Annotated in this window: 15 protein-coding genes; 10 read left to right on the top strand and 5 right to left on the bottom strand. The window is 59.9% G+C overall.

What is annotated here, in order from left to right:
- Positions 1–52 precede the first annotated feature (52 nt).
- A complete protein-coding gene (locus FG13_RS05300) occupies positions 53–406 on the bottom strand; it encodes a hypothetical protein (RefSeq protein ID WP_035819056.1) in 354 nt (117 codons plus the stop codon).
- A 153-nt stretch (positions 407–559) separates the two neighbouring features.
- On the opposite strand from FG13_RS05300, the gene FG13_RS05295 reads away from it, so the two are divergent.
- The 7 genes from FG13_RS05295 to FG13_RS05270 all read left to right on the top strand — a co-directional run bounded on the left by FG13_RS05295 (position 560) and on the right by FG13_RS05270 (position 5,327).
- Positions 560–946, top strand: coding sequence for a VOC family protein (locus tag FG13_RS05295; protein WP_035819054.1), 387 nt, complete (start codon positions 560–562; stop codon positions 944–946).
- A 378-nt stretch (positions 947–1,324) separates the two neighbouring features.
- Entirely contained in the window at positions 1,325–1,876 is a 552-nt protein-coding gene (locus FG13_RS29915) for a hypothetical protein (protein ID WP_152598690.1), read from the top strand.
- Positions 1,877–1,966: 90 nt separating this feature from the next.
- Positions 1,967–2,746 (top strand): TatD family hydrolase, encoded by a 780-nt coding sequence (locus tag FG13_RS05290; protein WP_035819052.1) that lies wholly within the window; start codon positions 1,967–1,969, stop codon positions 2,744–2,746.
- A gap of 16 nt (positions 2,747–2,762) precedes the next feature.
- Positions 2,763–3,422 (top strand): ankyrin repeat domain-containing protein, encoded by a 660-nt coding sequence (locus FG13_RS05285; RefSeq protein ID WP_035819050.1) that lies wholly within the window; start codon positions 2,763–2,765, stop codon positions 3,420–3,422.
- A gap of 270 nt (positions 3,423–3,692) precedes the next feature.
- Positions 3,693–4,616 (top strand): methyltransferase domain-containing protein, encoded by a 924-nt coding sequence (locus FG13_RS05280; RefSeq protein WP_035819048.1) that lies wholly within the window; start codon positions 3,693–3,695, stop codon positions 4,614–4,616.
- 100 nt (positions 4,617–4,716) lie between these two features.
- Complete coding sequence (locus FG13_RS05275) at positions 4,717–4,965, top strand: hypothetical protein (RefSeq protein WP_035819046.1); 249 nt, start codon at positions 4,717–4,719, stop codon at positions 4,963–4,965.
- Positions 4,966–5,129: 164 nt separating this feature from the next.
- Complete coding sequence (locus FG13_RS05270; RefSeq protein WP_034784591.1) at positions 5,130–5,327, top strand: hypothetical protein; 198 nt, start codon at positions 5,130–5,132, stop codon at positions 5,325–5,327.
- 63 nt (positions 5,328–5,390) lie between these two features.
- Here FG13_RS05270 and FG13_RS05265 read toward each other — a convergent pair whose 3' ends face one another.
- The gene (locus FG13_RS05265) at positions 5,391–6,509 is read right to left on the bottom strand and encodes a phospholipase A (protein ID WP_327062279.1); all 1,119 of its coding nucleotides are present in this window, start codon (positions 6,507–6,509) and stop codon (positions 5,391–5,393) included.
- Positions 6,510–6,795: 286 nt separating this feature from the next.
- Here FG13_RS05265 and fusA point away from each other — a divergent pair, with 286 nt between their 5' ends.
- Positions 6,796–8,904, top strand: coding sequence for an elongation factor G (fusA, locus tag FG13_RS05260; protein WP_035827349.1), 2,109 nt, complete (start codon positions 6,796–6,798; stop codon positions 8,902–8,904).
- Between the two features lie 183 nt (positions 8,905–9,087).
- Positions 9,088–9,618 carry an SRPBCC family protein gene (locus FG13_RS05255; protein WP_035819034.1) on the top strand — a complete coding sequence of 177 codons (531 nt, stop codon included), beginning with the start codon at positions 9,088–9,090 and terminating at the stop codon, positions 9,616–9,618.
- A 253-nt stretch (positions 9,619–9,871) separates the two neighbouring features.
- On the opposite strand, the gene FG13_RS29325 is transcribed toward FG13_RS05255, so the two are convergent.
- Both FG13_RS29325 and FG13_RS05245 read right to left on the bottom strand, forming a co-directional pair.
- On the bottom strand, positions 9,872–10,999 hold the full coding sequence (locus FG13_RS29325) for a CBS domain-containing protein (RefSeq protein WP_161784149.1): 1,128 nt from the start codon (positions 10,997–10,999) through the stop codon (positions 9,872–9,874).
- A 579-nt stretch (positions 11,000–11,578) separates the two neighbouring features.
- The gene (locus tag FG13_RS05245; protein WP_035819029.1) at positions 11,579–12,493 is read right to left on the bottom strand and encodes an alpha/beta hydrolase; all 915 of its coding nucleotides are present in this window, start codon (positions 12,491–12,493) and stop codon (positions 11,579–11,581) included.
- Between the two features lie 140 nt (positions 12,494–12,633).
- Between FG13_RS05245 and FG13_RS05240 the strand changes: the two genes are divergently transcribed.
- On the top strand, positions 12,634–15,834 hold the full coding sequence (locus FG13_RS05240; RefSeq protein WP_235211670.1) for a PAS domain-containing protein: 3,201 nt from the start codon (positions 12,634–12,636) through the stop codon (positions 15,832–15,834).
- On the opposite strand, the gene FG13_RS05235 is transcribed toward FG13_RS05240, so the two are convergent.
- A complete protein-coding gene (locus tag FG13_RS05235) occupies positions 15,831–18,725 on the bottom strand; it encodes a hybrid sensor histidine kinase/response regulator (RefSeq protein ID WP_051958576.1) in 2,895 nt (964 codons plus the stop codon). The two genes, FG13_RS05240 and FG13_RS05235, sit on opposite strands and share 4 nt — an antisense overlap.
- Between the last annotated feature and the right edge of the window lie 5 nt (positions 18,726–18,730).

Below are 18,730 nucleotides of genomic sequence, written 5' to 3'. Positions count from 1 at the left end.
TGCGTTATCAAGTTAATCCAGATTGTACGGTTCTTGGGCTGAATGGAACGGCTTAGCCGCAGGCGCGCGTACAACTGCGGTATTGCACTTCGCACGCTTGCTGGCGTTCGGCGCGCCGGGCGCGGAAGGCCTGGGCTTCGGTGGGGCGCAACTGCTCCGCTTGCGCGTCGACATTCCTGCCGGCCGCGACGTAGGGATTGCTGCTGGGCTTCATCGACAAGATGGGACTGCTATCGTTTTCCGTGGCGCCTTGCGCCTGCGCGCGGCAATCCTGGCGCGCAGACGCGCAGACGGGCTGGCACAGGCCCGCCTCGGCGGCAGGCTTGGGCACGCCGCGGTTATCCTGGGCATGCGCTGTCAGGGCCAGGCAGGCCAGCAGTATCAAAGGGCGGGCAACTTTCAGCATGAACACTCTCCACGTATCCGCGCGCGACCCTATGGTTGCGCTGCGGTAAGCCACTATACATCTTGATAATATTTTTGCCTATCAGGCATACCCGTTTGCCACGCTTGGCCCCCGGTGATACAGTCAGGGCACTGGACAGCAACGGAGGCGGGCATGAAGCGAGTCACTGGCATCGGCGGCATCTTTTTCCACGCGCAAGACCCGGCCGCGCTGCGCGCTTGGTACCAGCGCCACCTGGGCCTGGACGTGCAGCCGTGGGGCGGCGCCGCTTTCAGCTGGACGGACGCCGACGGCAAGCCGACTGGCGGCACCACCATCTGGTCCGTCGCGGCCAATGACAACGAACAATTCGCGCCCGGCAAGGCATCCTTCATGATCAACTACCGCGTCGACGACCTCGACGCGCTGCTGCAAGCCTTGCGCGACGAAGGCTGCAACGTCCTGGAAAAGGCGCCCGATTCCGAGTATGGCCAGTTCGGCTGGGTCATCGATCCCGAAGGCAACAAGGTGGAACTGTGGCAGCCGCCGCAGGGGCAATAACGCCGGAAAGACTCTACTCCAAGGTAGCTGCTGAACAGGCATGGTCGCTCGTGCGCTCGTTTATCGACCATCGCATAGGAGGGCGTATAATTTAACCTGGTTCTTTAATGTAGGTTTTGAGGCCAATTTGGCAATAAGGAGAACGACATGGCGAAAGTAGCTTTTTCTCGGAGCGACGTTATGGCGATAAATGGCCGAATGTCTACCAAGTCGGCCGTGCCGAAAGAGGCTAACTATGGCTCGGCCTCCAGTACCTTGTCGCGGTCGCCGTCCTCACCTGTCGCGGCGAAAGTTATGCGGGAAGTAGGGGTTTCAAGCAAAAAAATATCAGAAGCCTACCGCTTTGCAAAGACTGCAGTTATTAACCCAAAGTGACCTGTGGCACACAACACTATCTATGGGAAGTTGACTGCAGATCCCAATGACTTGGTAGGTGCGTTAGCTTATATTATCTATAAGCAACAAAAAGTCGAGTTTTTCAAAACAACTTCGGGTGGCAATCCTAGCCGGGAAGAAGTTGACCGATTTCATGCTATAGCGTCACTTGACGCATCTATAGCAGCCTATCGTTCACAGGCTGAGGCAATGGCTCAGGCTTTTCTCAATGAAGGTCTTGATGATTTGGTTCAACGTACTGAGGCAGAAACTCGACAGGATGTTCTGTACACGTATATTGGAACGATTAATACTAGCTTGCAAACACAGCTAACGGCTATCAATGGCGCTTTAGCCGCTAAACGTACTTGGGTGGGGTGGCTGCGCGACGTCGGAGGAAATCTCATTGTTAACGTTGTCACAATTTTAGTCATTGGTGCTTTAGTGCTTGGCTATAAATTTATCGGTGAGATTCAACAGCGCACTGAGATGAAATCAGGACTTGGTTCCGCTAGTGCTTCAGGTAGCCCGGCGACGGATGCCGCAAAGCAGTGAAATCCTCTGTGGTATTGGTACGTTGATTACACTGCAGAATTTGCCTCTACTCTCTGCCAGTTTCCCCGTGCTCCGGTACAATCCCGCCTTATGTATATCGATTCCCATTGCCATATCAATTTCCCCGAGCTGGCTGCTCGCATGCCCGAGATCCTCGCCAAGATGGCCGAGAACAAGGTGACCCATGCCTTGTGCGTGTCCGTCGACTTGCCGGACTTTCCACAGGTGCTGGCCCTGGCCGAGCAGTATCCGCACATTTTCGCTTCCGTCGGCGTGCATCCCGATTACGAGGACACGCCTGAACCTTCCGTGGAAGACCTGGTGCGCCTGGCCGACCATCCGAAGATCATCGCCATCGGCGAGACTGGCCTCGACTATTTCCGCCTGACGGGCGATCTGGAGTGGCAGCGCGAGCGTTTTCGCACTCACATCAAAGCTTCAAGAATCACGCGTAAGCCCTTGATTATTCACACAAGAGCGGCCAGCGAAGACACGATACGCATCATGCGCGAAGAGGGCGCTGGCGTGTCGGACGGCGGCGTGGCCGGCGTCATGCATTGCTTTACAGAATCGCTGGAAGTGGCGCGCGCCGCCATCGACATGGGCTTCTATATTTCGTTTTCCGGCATCGTCACGTTCAAGAGCGCCAAGGATTTGCAAGCCGTGGCTCTGGAAGTGCCGCTTGAGCGCATCCTCATCGAGACGGATTCGCCGTACCTGGCGCCCGTGCCGTTCCGCGGCCGCATGAACGAACCGGGCTACGTGGCCCACGTGGCGGAATACCTGTCGACCCTGAAAGGCATACCGCTGGACCAGGTGGCGAAGCAGACGACGGATAATTTCTTCAAGTTATTCAATCAGTTGCCATAACTTCTTAAGGTCAGACATGATGAAAAAACTCGCGCTGGCGATGCTGTTGTGCTGCGCCACCGCCAGCCATGCCAGCCATGCTGCGCCGGAACCGGACGCTTTCTTCCGCGCCGTGTCCGTGAATAACGTCAGCGGCGTGCGCAGCATGCTGCTTGACGGCATGAATCCGAATCAGCCTGACGCGCAGCGCGGCGACATTCCCCTCGTGCTGGCCTTGCGCGACGATGCGGACCGGGTTTTCCAGGTCCTGCTCGAGGCGCCCGGCATCGACATCGAAGCCCGCTCGGCCAATGGCAACACGGCGCTGATGATGGCGGCCTACAAGCACAAGCAGGACGCCGTGAACGCCTTGCTGGCCAAGGGCGCCAAGGTCAACCAGAGCGGCTGGACGGCGCTGCACTATGCGGCCTCGGCGGGCGACTTGCCCATCATGAAGATTTTTCTCGACCTCGACGCCGTGGTTGATGCACGCGCGCCCGCCAACGTCACGCCGCTGATGTTTGCCGCCCGCGAAGGGCAGGAGGGCGCCGTCAAGCTGCTGCTGTCCTGGGGCGCGGACGCCAGCCTGAAAAGCGACCATGGCTGGACGGCCGTGCAGTTTGCCCAGGCGGGCGACAAGCCCGGTGTAGTCGCCATCATCGAAGCGGCACAAAAGGCGCGCGCCGCACGTAAATAAGTCCATGTAAGCAATGTTTTAATTTCAATACTTTCCATGCCAGCGCTGAAACTGGCATGGAATTGCCTCTCACCTCAGCCCTTTGTTCTCCTTGCCGATTAACGATAATGATCGTGTCGCATTAATCAGGAGATACGTCGCATGGGTCATCACCTCACCGTCAGGCGCCGGCTGTATTGTCGCCGCCCCTCGCGCAGCCCGTGCGATATCACTGCTTTCTGGAATGACAAAACCGATCGGCCATCGGAGCCAGACTCCAAGAGGACAGACATGCTGAATGAACGAGAAATCGAGAGTTGTTACCTGGGGCAATTTATCCCCGTCCATTACCACCACAATATGTTGATGGACCAGAACCGCATGCACGGGTTCAAGTCGGCGATCGATTACGCGGTGAAGCCTGGCATGAAAGTGCTGGAGCTGGGCGGCGGCACGGGCGTGCTGTCGTGGTTTGCGGCCGCGCGCGCCGACAAGGTGTGGTGCGTGGAGTTCAATCCGGACATGGTCAAGGAAGCGCGCAAGATGCTGGCGCTCAATCCCAACGGTGAAAAAGTCGAAGTCGTCCACGCGGACGCCTTCGAGTACCTGCCGCCCGAGCCCGTTGATGTGGTCATTTGCGAAATGATCCATGTCGGCATGCTGCGCGAAAAGCAGGTGGAAGTGATCGAATCGTTCAAGCGCCGCTACCTGGCCCGCTTTGGCGGCCCGCTGCCCATCTTCCTGCCCGAAGCCGTCATCATGGCCGTGCAGCCGATGCAGCAGGAATACGATTTCGAGGGTTTCTATGCGCCCATCGTGCAATTCCAGGAAACCACGGCCATCCATCCTGGCGTGCTGGAACTGGCGCCGCCTTCCGTCTACAGCATCATCGACTTCAGCCAGCCGACGGACAGCGTGTTCGGCTTTGACGGCAAGTTTGTCGTCGAGCGCAGCGGCGCCCTGAACGCCTTGCGTTTCGTCACCAAGAACATCCTGGCCGTCGTGCCCGAGCGCTCGACCACCATCGACTGGCTGAACCACTACATGTGCCTGCCGCTGGCCACGCCGGTGGCCGTGAAGGCGGGCGACGTGCTGCAAGTGAGCTTCCAGTACCGTGCTGGTGGTTCGATCCCTTCGCTGGAAGCATCGATCCGCGCCCAGGTCATCTATGACGTCAACCTGCAGCCAGCGATACAGAACGCCGTCTACGCATAAGTAGCGTTAATTCCAAGGCAACGCCGCAGCGATTTCGTCCTGCGGCGTTTGTCCATTCAGGGTATATTTCGTCTTTTACCCACTGGACAGCTTTACTATCATGGAACAGATCGATCAGCGTTACCTCGTGCAACAGAACAAAATCAGCGATGGCGAGACCAGGCCACCCGTGTTTGCCAAGGTAATGCGCAGCAAGGAAGGCGTGTTTGAAGGCGTGTCCTTCATCAAGTCCAAGGACAAGGCCACCATCATGACCATCGAAGATGCCAACCAGGCTATCAAATGGGCCACCAGCAAGAAACCGAACGCGCATGAATACATCACGAAAGTGATTTGCGTCGGTCAATAAAGGTATCCGCAGGCCCCGTTCATTCCCGTTTTTGCGCCGTTCATCCCTGTAGCGCGCAGTTCATCGCACGGCCGTTGCCGCCGTGGCGGCGCTTTACTATAGTGCTGTCACGGTAGCGGGGCAAGCACGGCTTGCTCCGCACATTTCATTCTAGGGGGAACGCGATGCTGGGATTCGTGCTGTGGTTGCTGCTCTTGCTGGTGTGCTGGCCCCTGGCCTTGCTGGCCCTCGTGCTGTATCCGCTGGCCTGGCTGCTGTTGCTGCCATTCCGTTTGATCGGCATCGGCGTGGAAGGCGTGTTCGAATTGCTGCGCGCCATCGTCATGCTGCCGGCGCGCGTGCTGGGCGGTGGCCGGCGATAAACCAGATATTTCCCATAAAAAATGGCGCCCTCGGCGCCATTTTTGTTTGCGTGACTGTGTTGCTTACAGGTCGACCATGAAACCAGCGCCGATCGATTTCTGCGAATAGTTGTAGTCGATCAAGCTCTGGCCATAGCCGGAGAACAGTTGCAGATAGCCTTTCAGGTTGGCCTTCAATGGGAAAGCCCAGCTGGCCTGCATGGAACCATGTTTCTTGCTGAAATTGCGGCGCGCCGTCACGGCGTACTCGTGACCCTTGTTGCGGTAGCTCACGCGCAAATCGCCATGTCCCATGTAATCGGTGATGTCGATATTGTCATTATCGGTCTTGCCATTGTCGAGGCGGTGCCAGATGCGCGTCGTGACGGCCAGGTTGTCTTTCTCCACGCCCAGCTCGGCATATACGCGGTTCCAGCTACGCGACAGGGTTGACGTCTGGCCGTTGGACTGGTGCACGAGGCCGAAGTTCAGGTAATTGAATTCCACGCCCGCGAAATTCTTGTTGATCGGCATCACCAGCATCAGTTCCGGCTGGTAATTGGTCTCGCGGAACGGGCTTGAGGCCTTGCGGTTATACGCCTGCCAGAAACTTTGCTGCGTGTAGCCGAACCACATGTCGATCGGTGTGCCGGCGATGTCTTCCAGCAGCTTCATCTTGAAGCTCAGCTGGAACGTCAGTTCCACATGCTGGCTCTTGATGCCGCCTGGCGTGAAATCCTGGAACGGTTCGTCGTTCGAGGCGTCGCTGTAATTGGCCAGCAGCAGATAGGTGTCGCGGTGCGGGCGGAAGTTGAACAGGCCGCGCTTCGAGGCGTCGTTCAGTTCCCACGATTGCTGCGTGCGCGAAATCGGCGCTTCCGGTGGCGCCGCGCCAGCCTGTGCGATGGCGGGAATGGCGGCGTTGACGGCGTCCGGCGTGGCGACGCCCGGCGGACTGACTGGCGTGAGGGGAGCGGCATCAGCCGCCACTGCCAGGGCCGCTGCGGCTGCCGCAGGATCGCCGCCAGCCGCGATGGTGGCCTTTTCCGCCGCCTTGGCCAGGGTATCGAAGCAGCCGAGGCGGGCGCTGGCGTCACCGAGGACGGCGCAACGCTGCATTTGCTGTTCCAGTTCGCCGGCCATGGCCAGCGCCGGCGATGCCAGCAGGGAAGAGAGGATTATTTTTCTTAGTTGGATAGTCATAAGCTGAGTAGGGCATGTCGTTCGGTGCGCACCTGGGCTGCATGCCGGCGGCGTCGCCTTGCATGGCGGGATGCCATGCGTATTGATTTTTATTAATCTTTGTTGAATTAAAGTTCAAAAATTAAGGTCTTGGAAGTATAGCCGAATCTGCAATTAGCCCCCGTGTCCCTGACGTGCGCATGGCGGACAGTGTTGCGCGCTTGGTAAACGGCCCGCTGCCGTGCTGCCCAAATCGATGTCTGCTACACTGGAAAGCCGGGCGCCGGGGCTAGCCATGGAGATTGTGATGACCCGCAAAACACCTATCGAGCGCTACCGCAACATCGGCATCAGCGCCCATATCGACGCCGGCAAGACCACCACCACCGAGCGCATTCTTTTCTACACCGGGGTGAATCACAAGATAGGCGAAGTGCACAATGGCGCCGCCACCATGGACTGGATGGAGCAGGAGCAGGAACGGGGCATCACCATCACCTCGGCCGCCACCACGGCGTTCTGGAAAGGCATGGCCGGCAACTTCCCCGAACACCGGATCAACATCATCGACACGCCCGGCCACGTGGATTTCACGATCGAGGTCGAGCGCTCGATGCGCGTGCTCGACGGCGCCGTGATGGTCTACGATGCCGTCGGCGGCGTGCAGCCGCAATCGGAAACCGTCTGGCGTCAAGCCAATAAATACCACGTGCCGCGCATCGCCTTCATCAACAAGATGGACCGGGTGGGTGCGGATTTCCTGCGCGTGCGCCAGCAGATCGCCGACCGCCTGAAGGGCGTGGCCGTGCCCATCCAGCTGCCCATCGGCGCCGAAGAGCATTTCACGGGCGTGATCGACCTGTTGAAAATGCGCGCCATCACCTGGGACGACGCCAGCCAGGGTGTGCAGTTCAGCTATGGCGAGATTCCCGCCGAGCTGCTGCCGCAGGCGCAGGAGTGGCATGACCACATGGTCGAGCACGCGGCCGAAGCCACGCTGGACATGACGGAACGCTACCTGAATGGCGACACGTTTACGGAAGCGGAGCTCAAACAAGCCTTGCGCGCGCGCACCATCCGCAACGAGATCGTGCCCATGTTGTGTGGCAGTGCCTTCAAGAACAAGGGCGTGCAGGCGATGCTCGATGCCGTCATCGAATACCTGCCGTCACCGATGGAAGTGCCGCCCATCATGGGCCATGACGAGCATGACAACGAAGTGGAGCGTCATCCGACGGACGACGAGCATTTTGCGGCGCTGGCTTTCAAGATCATGACGGACCCCTTCGTGGGGCAGCTGACCTTCTTCCGCGTGTATTCGGGCGTCGTCAATTCGGGCGACATGGTCTACAACCCGACCAAAAGCGCGCGCGAACGGCTGGGGCGCATCCTGCAGATGCATGCGAACGAGCGCAAGGAAATCAAGGAAGTGTATGCTGGCGACATCGCCGCCGCCGTGGGCCTGAAAGCCGTAACCACGGGCGACACCCTGTGCGCCATCGACCACATCATCGTGCTGGAAAAGATGATTTTTCCGGAACCTGTGATCTCCCAGGCGGTCGAACCCAAGACCAAGCCTGACCAGGAAAAGATGGGCATCGCCCTGAACCGCCTGGCGCAGGAAGACCCGTCGTTCAGGGTGCATACGGACGAGGAATCGGGCCAGACCATCATGTCCGGCATGGGCGAGCTGCATCTGGAAATCCTGGTCGACCGCATGCGGCGCGAATTCGGCGTGGAAGCCAATGTTGGCAAGCCGCAGGTGGCGTACCGCGAAACCATCACGCGCGCGGTGGAAGACGTGGAGGGCAAGTTCGTCAAGCAATCGGGCGGACGGGGCCAGTACGGCCACGTGGTGCTCAAACTTGAACCCTTGCCGCCAGGCACAGGCTACCAGTTCGTCGACGCCATCAAGGGCGGCGTGGTGCCACGCGAATTCATTCCGGCCGTCGACAAGGGCATCGTCGAAACCTTGAAGTCGGGCGTGCTGGCCGGCTACCCGGTCGTCGACGTCAAGGCAACGTTGACCTTCGGCTCCTACCACGACGTCGATTCAAACGAAAACGCCTTCCGCATGGCCGGCTCCATCGCCTTCAAGGATGGCATGCGCAAAGCGTCGCCCGTGCTGCTGGAACCGATGATGCAGGTGGAGGCGGAAACGCCGGAAGAGTTCATGGGCAACGTCATGGGCGACCTGACGGCCCGCCGCGGCATGGTGCAAGGCGTCGACGACATCCCCGGCGGCGCGGGACGCATCGTCAAGGCCCTCGTGCCGCTGGCGGAAATGTTTGGTTACTCCACCACCTTGCGGTCGCTGACGCAGGGCCGCGCCACCTATACGATGGAATTCAAGCACTATGCGGCCGTGCCGAAGCATATCCTCGACCAGGTGGCATCTGCTGGCAAAGCCAAGTAGGTCGGGTAGGTCGGATTAGGCCCTCCGGGCCGTAATCCGACACCATTGTTGGCCTGGTCCGTTGATGGTGTCGGCTTACGCGCTGCGCGCTAACCCGACCTACGCTCAAGATGGCGTGCAGGCCTTTCTCATTTTCGGCGTCACTGCTACATTAACTATCAGTTCACCAACACAGGAGAGAGCATGACCACCGCAGAACAGAAGCAGGAAGGACAGCACCGCGACAGCAGCGACTTTGTCATCACGCAGACTTTCGACGCGCCGCGCGAACTCGTGTTCCGCTCGTGGGTGGAGCCGGAGCGCCTGGCCCAGTGGTGGGGACCGGTAGGCTTCGAATTGAGCGTGCTGGCGCTGGACTTGCAGCCGGGCGGCATTTTCCACTACGGCATGCGCGCCGACAATGGCTACGAGATGTGGGGCAAGTTCACCTATCAGCAGATCGAAGCGCCGGAAAAGATCGTGTCGGTCCTGTCGTTTGCCGACAAGCAGGGCAATGCCGTGCAGCACCCCGTCAGCGCCACTTGGCCGCTGGAATCGTTTAATGTCATGACGCTCACCGAGGAAAACGGCAAGACGACGATGACCTTGCGTTCAACGCCGCACAAGGCGACGGATGAGCAGCATCGGACTTTCCTGGAAGGGCATGAGTCGATGACGCAGGGGTTCAAGGCGACCTTCGCACAACTAGCACAGTACCTGGCGCGTGTTCAGTGATCGTATTGTTTTGAACAGCGGGCCAGAGCCGCGGGCCTGAGAAAATGTCCATGGCTGCGTTGCTTGGGCTCGCCGTACATGCGTACTGTCTTCGCCCGCGCGCCTTGCCCTGGCCATTTTTCAGGCCCGCTGGGCCCGGGGAGCCTTTGTTTGGGGCGCGGGTGGGTTCTTGCTGTGGTGGTGGGTTCGCGTTTGACGAGCACCTGTTTGCAATCTGGTACAGCTATCGCTGATCGCAGGGATCCTGTTGACCTTACCTCATCATGTTTTTTACAGAAATGAAGAAGTGGAGTGCGGTTGATAGCGTCGATATATCTTCTTCTTCAATTCCTGCTGGATCAAAATGCATCACGTCATTGCGAATTAAACGAACCTCGTCAAGTGTTTCAATAAATACTTTTCTACTTGTATTTTGCTTGAAATACTGATTCCATTTTTCAGAATTCTCCAAAAGTCGTTTGTACTCACCAAAAGTTAAGTCATCAACCCTTTCAATAATTCGCTCCGCGTCACCTGGGTCCTTCGCATCTTTTATTTCGTTTAGTGGATAGTATTTTTCTATAATCATCCGAAGAACTGCCTCTATCTGGCCAATTTTCAAAAATGCTTCACTCATCTCGCTGAATTGGATTCCCAAATCAGCGGCAGTTATTATTCCGCTAATGGTGTTATCGTGTTTTTTTACTAGAACGCACTCTTTATTTATAATTGTTGATATCGTATCGAAAAGCGTGGCATCAAAAGAGACGGTTTCTATGGGAAGAGAACATTCATCAACTCTTTCTGGAAGTTTGTTATTTATCAGCATCTGATTTGCAATCGATTTCCAGCTAATTATCCCAATAACTCGACGCTCATCTGACATTATTGGCAACTGAGAAAAATTATGCTTAATCATTAGAGATGTTGCTTCGAATATTAATGCGCCTGGTGCCACCTTTGTTGGGCGTCGATTCGCTGCCTCTAGTCTACCGACCTTTAAAATATGTGCGTCGCGGTCGATCTGTAGCATTTCTTTGGCAATCTCAGTTTGAAGAGGTGGTGCAATATTGTCCTCAATTTTTTGCAGCATCACCTCCCCGCTGATATGGGCGTTTCTAAAATCGGGCAGCGTACGCAAACGAAGTTTATCCAAGGCAGACTGGATTCGACGCTCAGAACTTCCTCTTCGACGAAGGTAACCCGACCAACTTACTAAATCTCGCACAAAAATTGATATTGTCGCGGAATTATCATGTCGCAATTTATCAGCGAGAATAGATAAGTTGTCGTCAAGCGTATTTTTTGAATTTTGACTGTCCACTGAATCTAGTGTTTGGTCACTTCTCGGAATGGCAACTCCTGATACGATTGGGTAGTTAGTGCATTCAGTTTTTTCCATACATTCCATATTTAAATTGGATTTAAAAATTAAAATTTCGCTGTCTAAATTTTCTTGCGATATGTGTTCCTGAGGAATGATGAAAAATTATTTTTCACTAGTTATTTTAATAATTCCGAATTTTGAGATGCTGGGGGTGGTCGTGTCATGATTTTACATGTTATACACTCGGTGCGTTCTAAATAGCTTTTTTGCCGTGGGAAGCGTATTCCTAGCATTGTAATATTAGAGTAATTTCTGAAAAATAGAATTTCTTGGTCGCTACAAAGCCGTTTGTAAAGACTTTTCCAAAAAAATGCAATGGAAGAATTGGTGTGGTCAGTAGTGTAAATGGGGCTAATTCTTTGCCGAGATAAAACAAGATCAATTCTACAGGGGAAGCGTAGCCGCTATGTCGATACTGCAGCCAGCCAATCAGCGTGCATGTAAGCGAAAAAAATAATAGAAATTTTAACCAAGGAAAGTCAATTTGGATGGCAGCACCTCTTTCTTATTATTTTTATTTTACGGACGTTCTTGTCGGATTGTAACCCACCCAGAGTCTATGCCAGATGCGGTTTGATGCAAACGTAGCCTCCTTTACAGCACCTTTCCTCCCTCCATCCCCAACATCCCCCGAACCACCACCAAAATCATCCCCCAAGCATTCGACGTGGCCGCAATCTCGTCATAATGACTGGCCCCCGGCAAAATCAGTACCTCCGCATGGTCACCGGCCTTCACAGCTTTCGCTGCGTAATCGTGCGCCACGCGGGGTGGGGAGATGGTGTCGAGCTCGCCTGTGATCAGCACGGTGCGGCTGCCGTTGGGGATCAGGTCGGCGGCGTTGGTGTCGCTGTAGATGTCGGGGCGGTCGGTGCTGGCGCTGCCTGCCAGCTGGGCGATGTCGCGCTCGCAGCTGGTCTTGATCAATTCCTTTTCATGGCGCAGGTCGGCCAGGCCGCCCAGGCTGACGATGTTTTTCACTGGCAGGAACTGGTCGCGGTAGAGGGGGCTGGTCTTTGGCAGTTTTTCCCGGCCGGCGATCCATTGCACCAGCTGGCCGCCGGCCGAGTGGCCCATGGCGACGATGCGGTTCACGTCCAGCTGGTACTGGGGCGCGTGCTGCTGCAGGCTGTCGAGCGCCGCGTGCATGTCTTCGTAGGTGCCCGGATAGCCGCCGCCCGGCTCGTCCACGCGCCGGTACTCCACATTCCACACGGCGATGCCTTGCGCCACGAGGGCGCCGGCCACGTTGCGCATCTGCTTGATGCCGCCGAAGGCCACCGTCCAGCAGCCGCCATGCACGAGCACGACGACGGGGAACGGTCCGCTGCCTTCGGGCCGGAACAGCTGCGCGTATTGCGACGGCGCGGGGCCATACGCGATCTGCGCCGTGGGTGGCGGGCCGTTCAGGGCCAGGTAGTCGTCCAGGCTCATGGGGGCGGCGACGGCGCCGTGGACAGAGGCGAGCAGGGCGGTGGCGATCAGGGAGGATGGCAAGGAAGTAGGCATGCTGGAATTCGCTTGAGAGGAGAGCAACACTTTAGCATAGGCCCGCAGGGTCGCAGAGATCAAGCAGTGTGCTGTTTTCCTCCTGCAAGAGGGGTGCCCCATGGTATATTCCGGGCATCAGTTTTCCCCCTATCGACACGGTGCACGCAAACAACATTCTTTCCTTGCTGGACGCCGAGCATAGTGCGCTGGGCAGCATTGCGGCCGGCGCCGACCTGGCCCATGCACTGGAACACCTGTTGCTGGCGCTGCAAGACCTGGCCGAGGGCGGCGCGCATGCCTGCCTCGTGCTCATCGACGAGGCCGACCGCTTTTGCGGCTTGTCCGCGCCCAGCCTGCCGCAAGACCTGTGCCTGGCGCTGCGCCACGGCGGCGAGCAGCCTTCTCCGTTCGGCACGGCCGCCTTTTCTGGCGCGCCCGTGTATTGCGGCGACATCACGCGCGACGTGCACTGGAGCGCGGGACGCAAGGAAGCCATGCTGCACGGCTACCGCGCCTGCTGGGTCGCTCCCGTCTTCGGCGCCAAGGGACATATCCTGGGCGTGCTGGGTCTGTTTTTCCCCGCGCCATGCCATCCCACGCAACCCGAGATCGAATTGCTGGCGCTGGCCGCGCGCGTGGCCGCGCATGTGATCGAGCGGGGCCAGCTGGAACAGGCGCTGCACGACAGCCGCGAACATTTTCATTACGCCATAGAACTGAACACGCAAGTGCTGTGGACGGCCGATGTCGACGGCAAGCTCGATTATGTGGCGCAGCGCTGGCGCGAATGGACGGGCGGCATCGGCCTGGGCACCAGCTGGCTGGACGCCATCCACCCCGAGGACGTGCCCCATTCCCTGGCGGCCTGGAGCGAAGCGGTAGGCAGCGGCCAGCCTTTCGATCAGGAAATGCGTGTGCGCCGGCAGGACGGCCAGTACCGCTGGGTGCATTCGCGTGCGTATTGCCGGCAAGACGAGCGCGGCCAGCCCGTGAAATGGTATGGCTCGTGCGAGGATATCGACGAACACTGGCAGGCGCGCAATGCCTTGCTCGACAGCGAGGCGCAGTTCCGTTCACTCGCTTCCACCATGCCGAACCAGGCCTGGCTGGCGCATGGCAGCGGCGCCACCTACTGGGTCAACGAGCAAGTCTGCGACTACACGGGGCAATCGCTGAAGTCGCTCGTCACCAGCGGTTTTCGCCACTGCGTGCATCCAGACGACGTGCAGGCCACGCAAAAAAGCTGGGAACGGGCCGTCACCACCGCCAGCGCCTACGAGCACGAGTTCCGCATGCGCCGCGCCAGCGACGGCGCCTACCGCTGGTTCCTGGCGCGCGCCTTGCCGCTGTTCGACGAGGCGGGCACGGTGCTGCGCTGGGTGGGCACGAATACGGACGTGCAGGAACAGAAGAACGTACTGGAAAAGATGGCTTACCTGAATTCCTCGCTGGAAGTGGAAATGGCCAACCGCACGGCCGACCGCGACCGCATGTGGCGCTTGTCGACCGACATCATGCTGGTGGCCGACCTGGCCGGCATGATCATCGCCGTCAATCCCGCCTGGAGCCAGATCCTCGAGCGGCCGGAAATCGAATCGCTGGGCATGGACTTCATCAGCCTCGTGCATCCCGACGACCGCATGGCGGCCTTGAAGGATTTGTCGCGCCTGGCTCATGGCGCACCCACCTTGCGCATGGAAAACCGCTACCGGCGCCGCGATGGCGGCTACCGCTGGATTTCCTGGACGGCCGTACCGGCGCAAAAGCTGATCCACGCCATCGGCCGCGACGTCACCGATGAAAAAGAGGCGCGGCTGGCGCTGGTGCGCAGCGAGCAAGCTTTATTGCAGGCGCAAAAGCTGGAATCGATCGGCAAGCTGACGGGCGGCGTGGCCCACGATTTCAACAACGTGCTGCAAATTATCTCGGGTAATCTGCAGTTGCTGAAACTGACGGTGGCCGACAATCCGCAGGCGGCCAGGCGCCTCGCTTCGGCCGCCTCGGCCGTGGAACGGGGCGCCAAGCTGTCGTCGCAACTGCTGGCCTTTGCCCGGCGTCAACCTTTGCGGCCGCTGGTGACGGACCTGGGCCGTTTGCTGCGCCGCATGCATGAACTGATCCGCCGCGCCCTGGGCGAGGCGATTGCCGAGGAAACCTTCATCAGCGACGGCTTGTGGCATACCCTGGTTGACCCGAACCAGATGGAAAACGTGCTGCTGAACATGGCCATCAATGCGCGCGACGCGATGGACAAGGGCGGGCGCCTCACTTTTACCTTGAGCAACGTCACGCTCGATGCGGACTACGCCAGCCGGCATGCGGACGTGCTGGAAGGGCAATACGTGCTGCTGACCATCACCGACACGGGCCATGGCATGGAGCGCGACGTGATCGACCAGATTTTCGAGCCGTTTTTCACCACCAAGCGCGAAGGCGAGGGCACGGGACTGGGCCTGTCCATGGCTTACGGCTTCATCCGCCAGAGCGCGGGCCACATCAAGGTGCACAGCGCGCCGGGCGCCGGCACGACGTTCAAGATATATCTGCCCCGTTCGCTGGAAAAGCTGGCCGAGCCGCCACCGGGCCTGACGGGCCCCGTGCTGGGCGGCAGCGAGACCATCCTCGTGGTCGAAGACGATACTCCTGTTCAACATACCGTGGTCGACATGCTGCGCGGCCTCGGCTACGACGTGCTGCATGCGGACGATGGCGCCTCGGCCCTGGCTTTGCTGGGCACGGGCGTGCCCATCGATCTGCTGTTCACGGATGTGGTCATGCCTGGCCCCGTCAGCAGCAAGGAACTGGCGCAGCAGGCCAGGCTGCTGCTGCCGGAACTGGCCGTATTGTTTACCTCGGGCTATACGCACAACGCCATCATGCAGGGCGGGCGGCTCGATCCGGGCGTTGAATTGTTGAGCAAACCGTACCAGCGCGAAGACCTGGCGCGGCGCATCCGCCATGTGCTGGCCGACCGCCGCCTGGTGGGCGCACCCGACCCGTCCGGGCGGCGCATCCTGCTGGTGGAAGACAATGACGATGCGCGCGAAATGACGACCGAGATGCTCAATATGCTGGGGCACACCGTGCACGGCGTGGCCAGCGCCGAAGAAGCCTTGCCCCTGTTGGCCATGCCGGGCCTGGACGTGCTGGTGACGGACATCAGCCTGCCCACCATGTCCGGCCTGGAACTGGCGCGCCATGCGCGCGCGCACTGGCCGCAGCTGGACGTGGTGTTTGCTTCCGGGCACGACTGGGGCGCCAGCCTGATGCAGGACGCCAGTGCGCGTTTCCTGCGCAAGCCGTTTGGCCTGGAAGAGCTGGCCGGCGCACTGAAGGCGCGCCGGCTCGACGTCTATTAGGCACCCAAGCTTGGCGGCAACAAGGCTTGCTGCAATTGCTCGACGGTAAATGGTTTCACCAGGAAGCGCGCCTGCGGGTCCAGCACGCCGGAATTGGCCGGCGCGTGGCCCGTGGAAAACACCACTTCCAGCTGCGGATAGTCGCGCGCCGCGACTTCGGCCAGCTCGGCGCCCGACATCCGCGGCAGGCTGATATCGGTCAGCAACAGTTCCAGTCCCGGCGTGCCCAGCAGGGGCAAGGCTTCTTCGGCCGTGCCCACGGCCAGCACCGTGTGTCCCAGCATGTCCAGCAGCTCGCCCGTCATGGCGCGCGCGTCGCCATTGTCTTCCACGAGGAGGATATGGCGTCCTACCGGCAGCGCCGGCGCAGGTTGCGGCGGCGCCAGCTGCGCGCGGTACTGGTGCAGGGCCGTCACGTGGCGGCCGTTGGCCAGCAAGTGGCGGATGCGCCGCGCCAGGTCTTCGCGCCGGTACGGTTTGCTCAACAATTCCACGCCCGGCTCCAGGCGGCCGCCCTGCATCATGGCGTCCTGCGTGTAGCCCGAGGTAAACAACACGGCCAGCTGCGGCAGCTGCACGCGGGCCTGGCGCGCCAGCGCCGTGCTGGCCACCTTGCCCGGCATCACCACGTCCGTAAACAGCAGGTCGATGGGGACGCCGCTGCCGATGATGGCCAGCGCGCTTTCGCCATCGCTGGCGCGCAGCACGACATAGCCGAGGCCGCGTAGCATGTCGACCACCGTCGTCTGCACCTGCACGTCGTCTTCCACGACGAGAATGGTTTCCTTGCCGCCCAGCACGGGGCCGTCCAGTTGCAGCGGCAGTTCCGTTTCCGCTTCAAGCGAGCGTGGCAGGTAGATGCGGAAGGTGCTGCCATGGCCCGGCAAACTGTCCACCGTCAGGTGGCCGCCGCTCTGGCGCAGGAAACCGTAGGCCATGCTCAAACCCAGCCCCGTGCCTTCGCCTTCCTTTTTTGTCGTGAAGAACGGTTCGAAAATCTTGTCCAGCAGTTCCGCGGGAATGCCCGTGCCCGTATCCGAGAAGGCCAGCTGCACGTAGTCGCCGGGCGCCACGTCCGCATGGCGGGCCGCGTAGTCGCTGCCCAGCACGCTGTTACTGAGTTCGATGGTCAGCTGGCCCTGGCCAGCCATGGCGTCGCGCGCGTTGATGGCCAGGTTGAGGATGACGTTTTCCAGCTGGTGCGGGTCGACCAGGGCGCGCCAGCAGTCGTCGGCCAGCAGCAAGCGCGTCTCGATGCTTTCGCCCGTGGCGCGCCGCAGCAGTTCTTCCGTCGCGCGCAGCAGTTGCGCCAGGTCCGTCACCAGCGGTTTCAAGGGCTGGCGCCGCGCAAACGCCAGCAGCTGGGCCGACAGCTTGGCGCCCCGTTCCACGGCGGCCGAGGCGCTGGCGATGCGCTTGGCAGCCAGCGGGTCGTCATCCAGGCCCAGCTGCAGCAATTGCAGATTGCCGGAGATAATTTGCAGCACGTTATTGAAATCATGGGCCACGCCGCCCGTCAGCTTGCCCAGCGCTTCGAGCTTTTGCGATTGCAGCAGGGCCATTTCGCTGTGGCGCAACGATTCCTGCATGCTGCGCAAAGTGTTTTGCGCCTCTTTTTCCACAGTGACGTGGCGTCCGGTGGCGAAGATCAGGTCGCCTTCGGGCGCCGCCACCCACGACAGCCAGCGGTGGCCGCCATCGCGGTGCCGGTAGCGGTTTTCAAAGCTGGGCATGGATTCCTTGCCGACTTGCAGCAAGGCCTGGCGCGTGGCGGCGGCATCGTCGGGCAGCACGAAGTCGAAGATGCTGCGGCCCAGCATTTCCTCGGGCAGCCAGCCCAGGATGGCGCCGGCGGCCGGGTTGACGGCGGCAAAGCACCCATCGGCATCGATGGCCACCATCAGGTCTTGCGCGCTGCGCCATAGCCGCTCGCGTTCGCTGTTGCGCGCGGCCAGGTCGGCTTCCAGTTTCTTTTCCACGGTGATGTCGCGCGCGCTGCAATACACCTTCTCGCCCTCGGGCACGGCCACCCACGACAGCCAGTGCCAGCCGCCCAGCTTGTGGCGGTAGCGGTTTTCGAAGCGCAGGGCCGGCTGGCCCTGGTTGGCCGCATCCCAGGCCGCATACGTGCGCGGCAAGTCGTCCGGGTGGATCAGTTCAAAAAATTTCGTCGTGCGGATTTCCTCGGCCGACCAGCCCAGAGTGGCTTGCCAGGCGGGATTCGAGTGTTCGAAATAGCCGTCGAGGTTAAGCACACCCAGCAGATCGGGGCTGACGTTCCAGGTACGGCCGAATTCGCGCGTGCGCTCGGCCACTTGCATTTCCATGCTGGCAGTCAGGGTGCGCAAACGCGCTTCCGCCCGCGCCCGCAAAATGGTCGACCAGACCCGTTCCGACACTTGCACGGCCAGTTCGATTTCGTCCGCATGCCACAGTCGCGCAGCGCGGCTGTGCACGACGAACAGGGCCGCCAGCTGACCATCCTTGGCAATGGGAATGTTCAGGAAGGCGCGGATGCCCAGGCGCGCGAACGTGGCCAGCGCGGCCGGTATGGCCGTGCGCGGGTCGCTGGCCACGTCGCTGACGGCCAGCGCCTGGCCGGCGGCAAGCGCATCGGCCAGGCCTGCCGCGTAATCGCCGAGGAAATACTCGCCGGCGGCGCCCGGCGCGAGGCCATCGCTCCACGCATGCTGCAGGGTGGGGCACTGCAGGGTCTGGTCGATATCGAAACACGCCACTTGCTGGGCGCCCAGGCGCTGGCCCAGCAACTGCGCCGACAGGGACAGGATCTCGCCCGTGTCTTGCAGCAGGCGCAGCCGGCGTTCCAGCTGCAGCAAAAAGGCGACGCCGCTGGCGCCAGCCTGGCTGCGGGGGGCGGGAGTGCTGCTCATGCGGG

Origin of the sequence: Janthinobacterium sp. RA13 (assembly GCF_000745325.1) — a bacterium.
GTDB classification, from domain to species: domain Bacteria; phylum Pseudomonadota; class Gammaproteobacteria; order Burkholderiales; family Burkholderiaceae_D; genus Janthinobacterium; species Janthinobacterium rivuli.
The sequence above is the reverse complement of the archived record's forward strand: the minus strand, read 5'-3'. Positions and strand labels throughout refer to the sequence as shown.

Coding starts and splice junctions, on each gene's coding strand:
- FG13_RS05300 (WP_035819056.1), bottom strand. CDS start 406: ATGCTGAAAGTTGCCCGCCCTTTGATACTGCTGGCCTGCCTGGCCCTG.
- FG13_RS05295 (WP_035819054.1), top strand. CDS start 560: ATGAAGCGAGTCACTGGCATCGGCGGCATCTTTTTCCACGCGCAAGAC.
- FG13_RS05290 (WP_035819052.1), top strand. CDS start 1,967: ATGTATATCGATTCCCATTGCCATATCAATTTCCCCGAGCTGGCTGCT.
- FG13_RS05285 (WP_035819050.1), top strand. CDS start 2,763: ATGATGAAAAAACTCGCGCTGGCGATGCTGTTGTGCTGCGCCACCGCC.
- FG13_RS05280 (WP_035819048.1), top strand. CDS start 3,693: ATGCTGAATGAACGAGAAATCGAGAGTTGTTACCTGGGGCAATTTATC.
- FG13_RS05275 (WP_035819046.1), top strand. CDS start 4,717: ATGGAACAGATCGATCAGCGTTACCTCGTGCAACAGAACAAAATCAGC.
- FG13_RS05270 (WP_034784591.1), top strand. CDS start 5,130: ATGCTGGGATTCGTGCTGTGGTTGCTGCTCTTGCTGGTGTGCTGGCCC.
- FG13_RS05265 (WP_327062279.1), bottom strand. CDS start 6,509: ATGACTATCCAACTAAGAAAAATAATCCTCTCTTCCCTGCTGGCATCG.
- fusA (WP_035827349.1), top strand. CDS start 6,796: ATGACCCGCAAAACACCTATCGAGCGCTACCGCAACATCGGCATCAGC.
- FG13_RS05255 (WP_035819034.1), top strand. CDS start 9,088: ATGACCACCGCAGAACAGAAGCAGGAAGGACAGCACCGCGACAGCAGC.
- FG13_RS29325 (WP_161784149.1), bottom strand. CDS start 10,999: ATGGAAAAAACTGAATGCACTAACTACCCAATCGTATCAGGAGTTGCC.
- FG13_RS05245 (WP_035819029.1), bottom strand. CDS start 12,493: ATGCCTACTTCCTTGCCATCCTCCCTGATCGCCACCGCCCTGCTCGCC.
- FG13_RS05235 (WP_051958576.1), bottom strand. CDS start 18,725: ATGAGCAGCACTCCCGCCCCCCGCAGCCAGGCTGGCGCCAGCGGCGTC.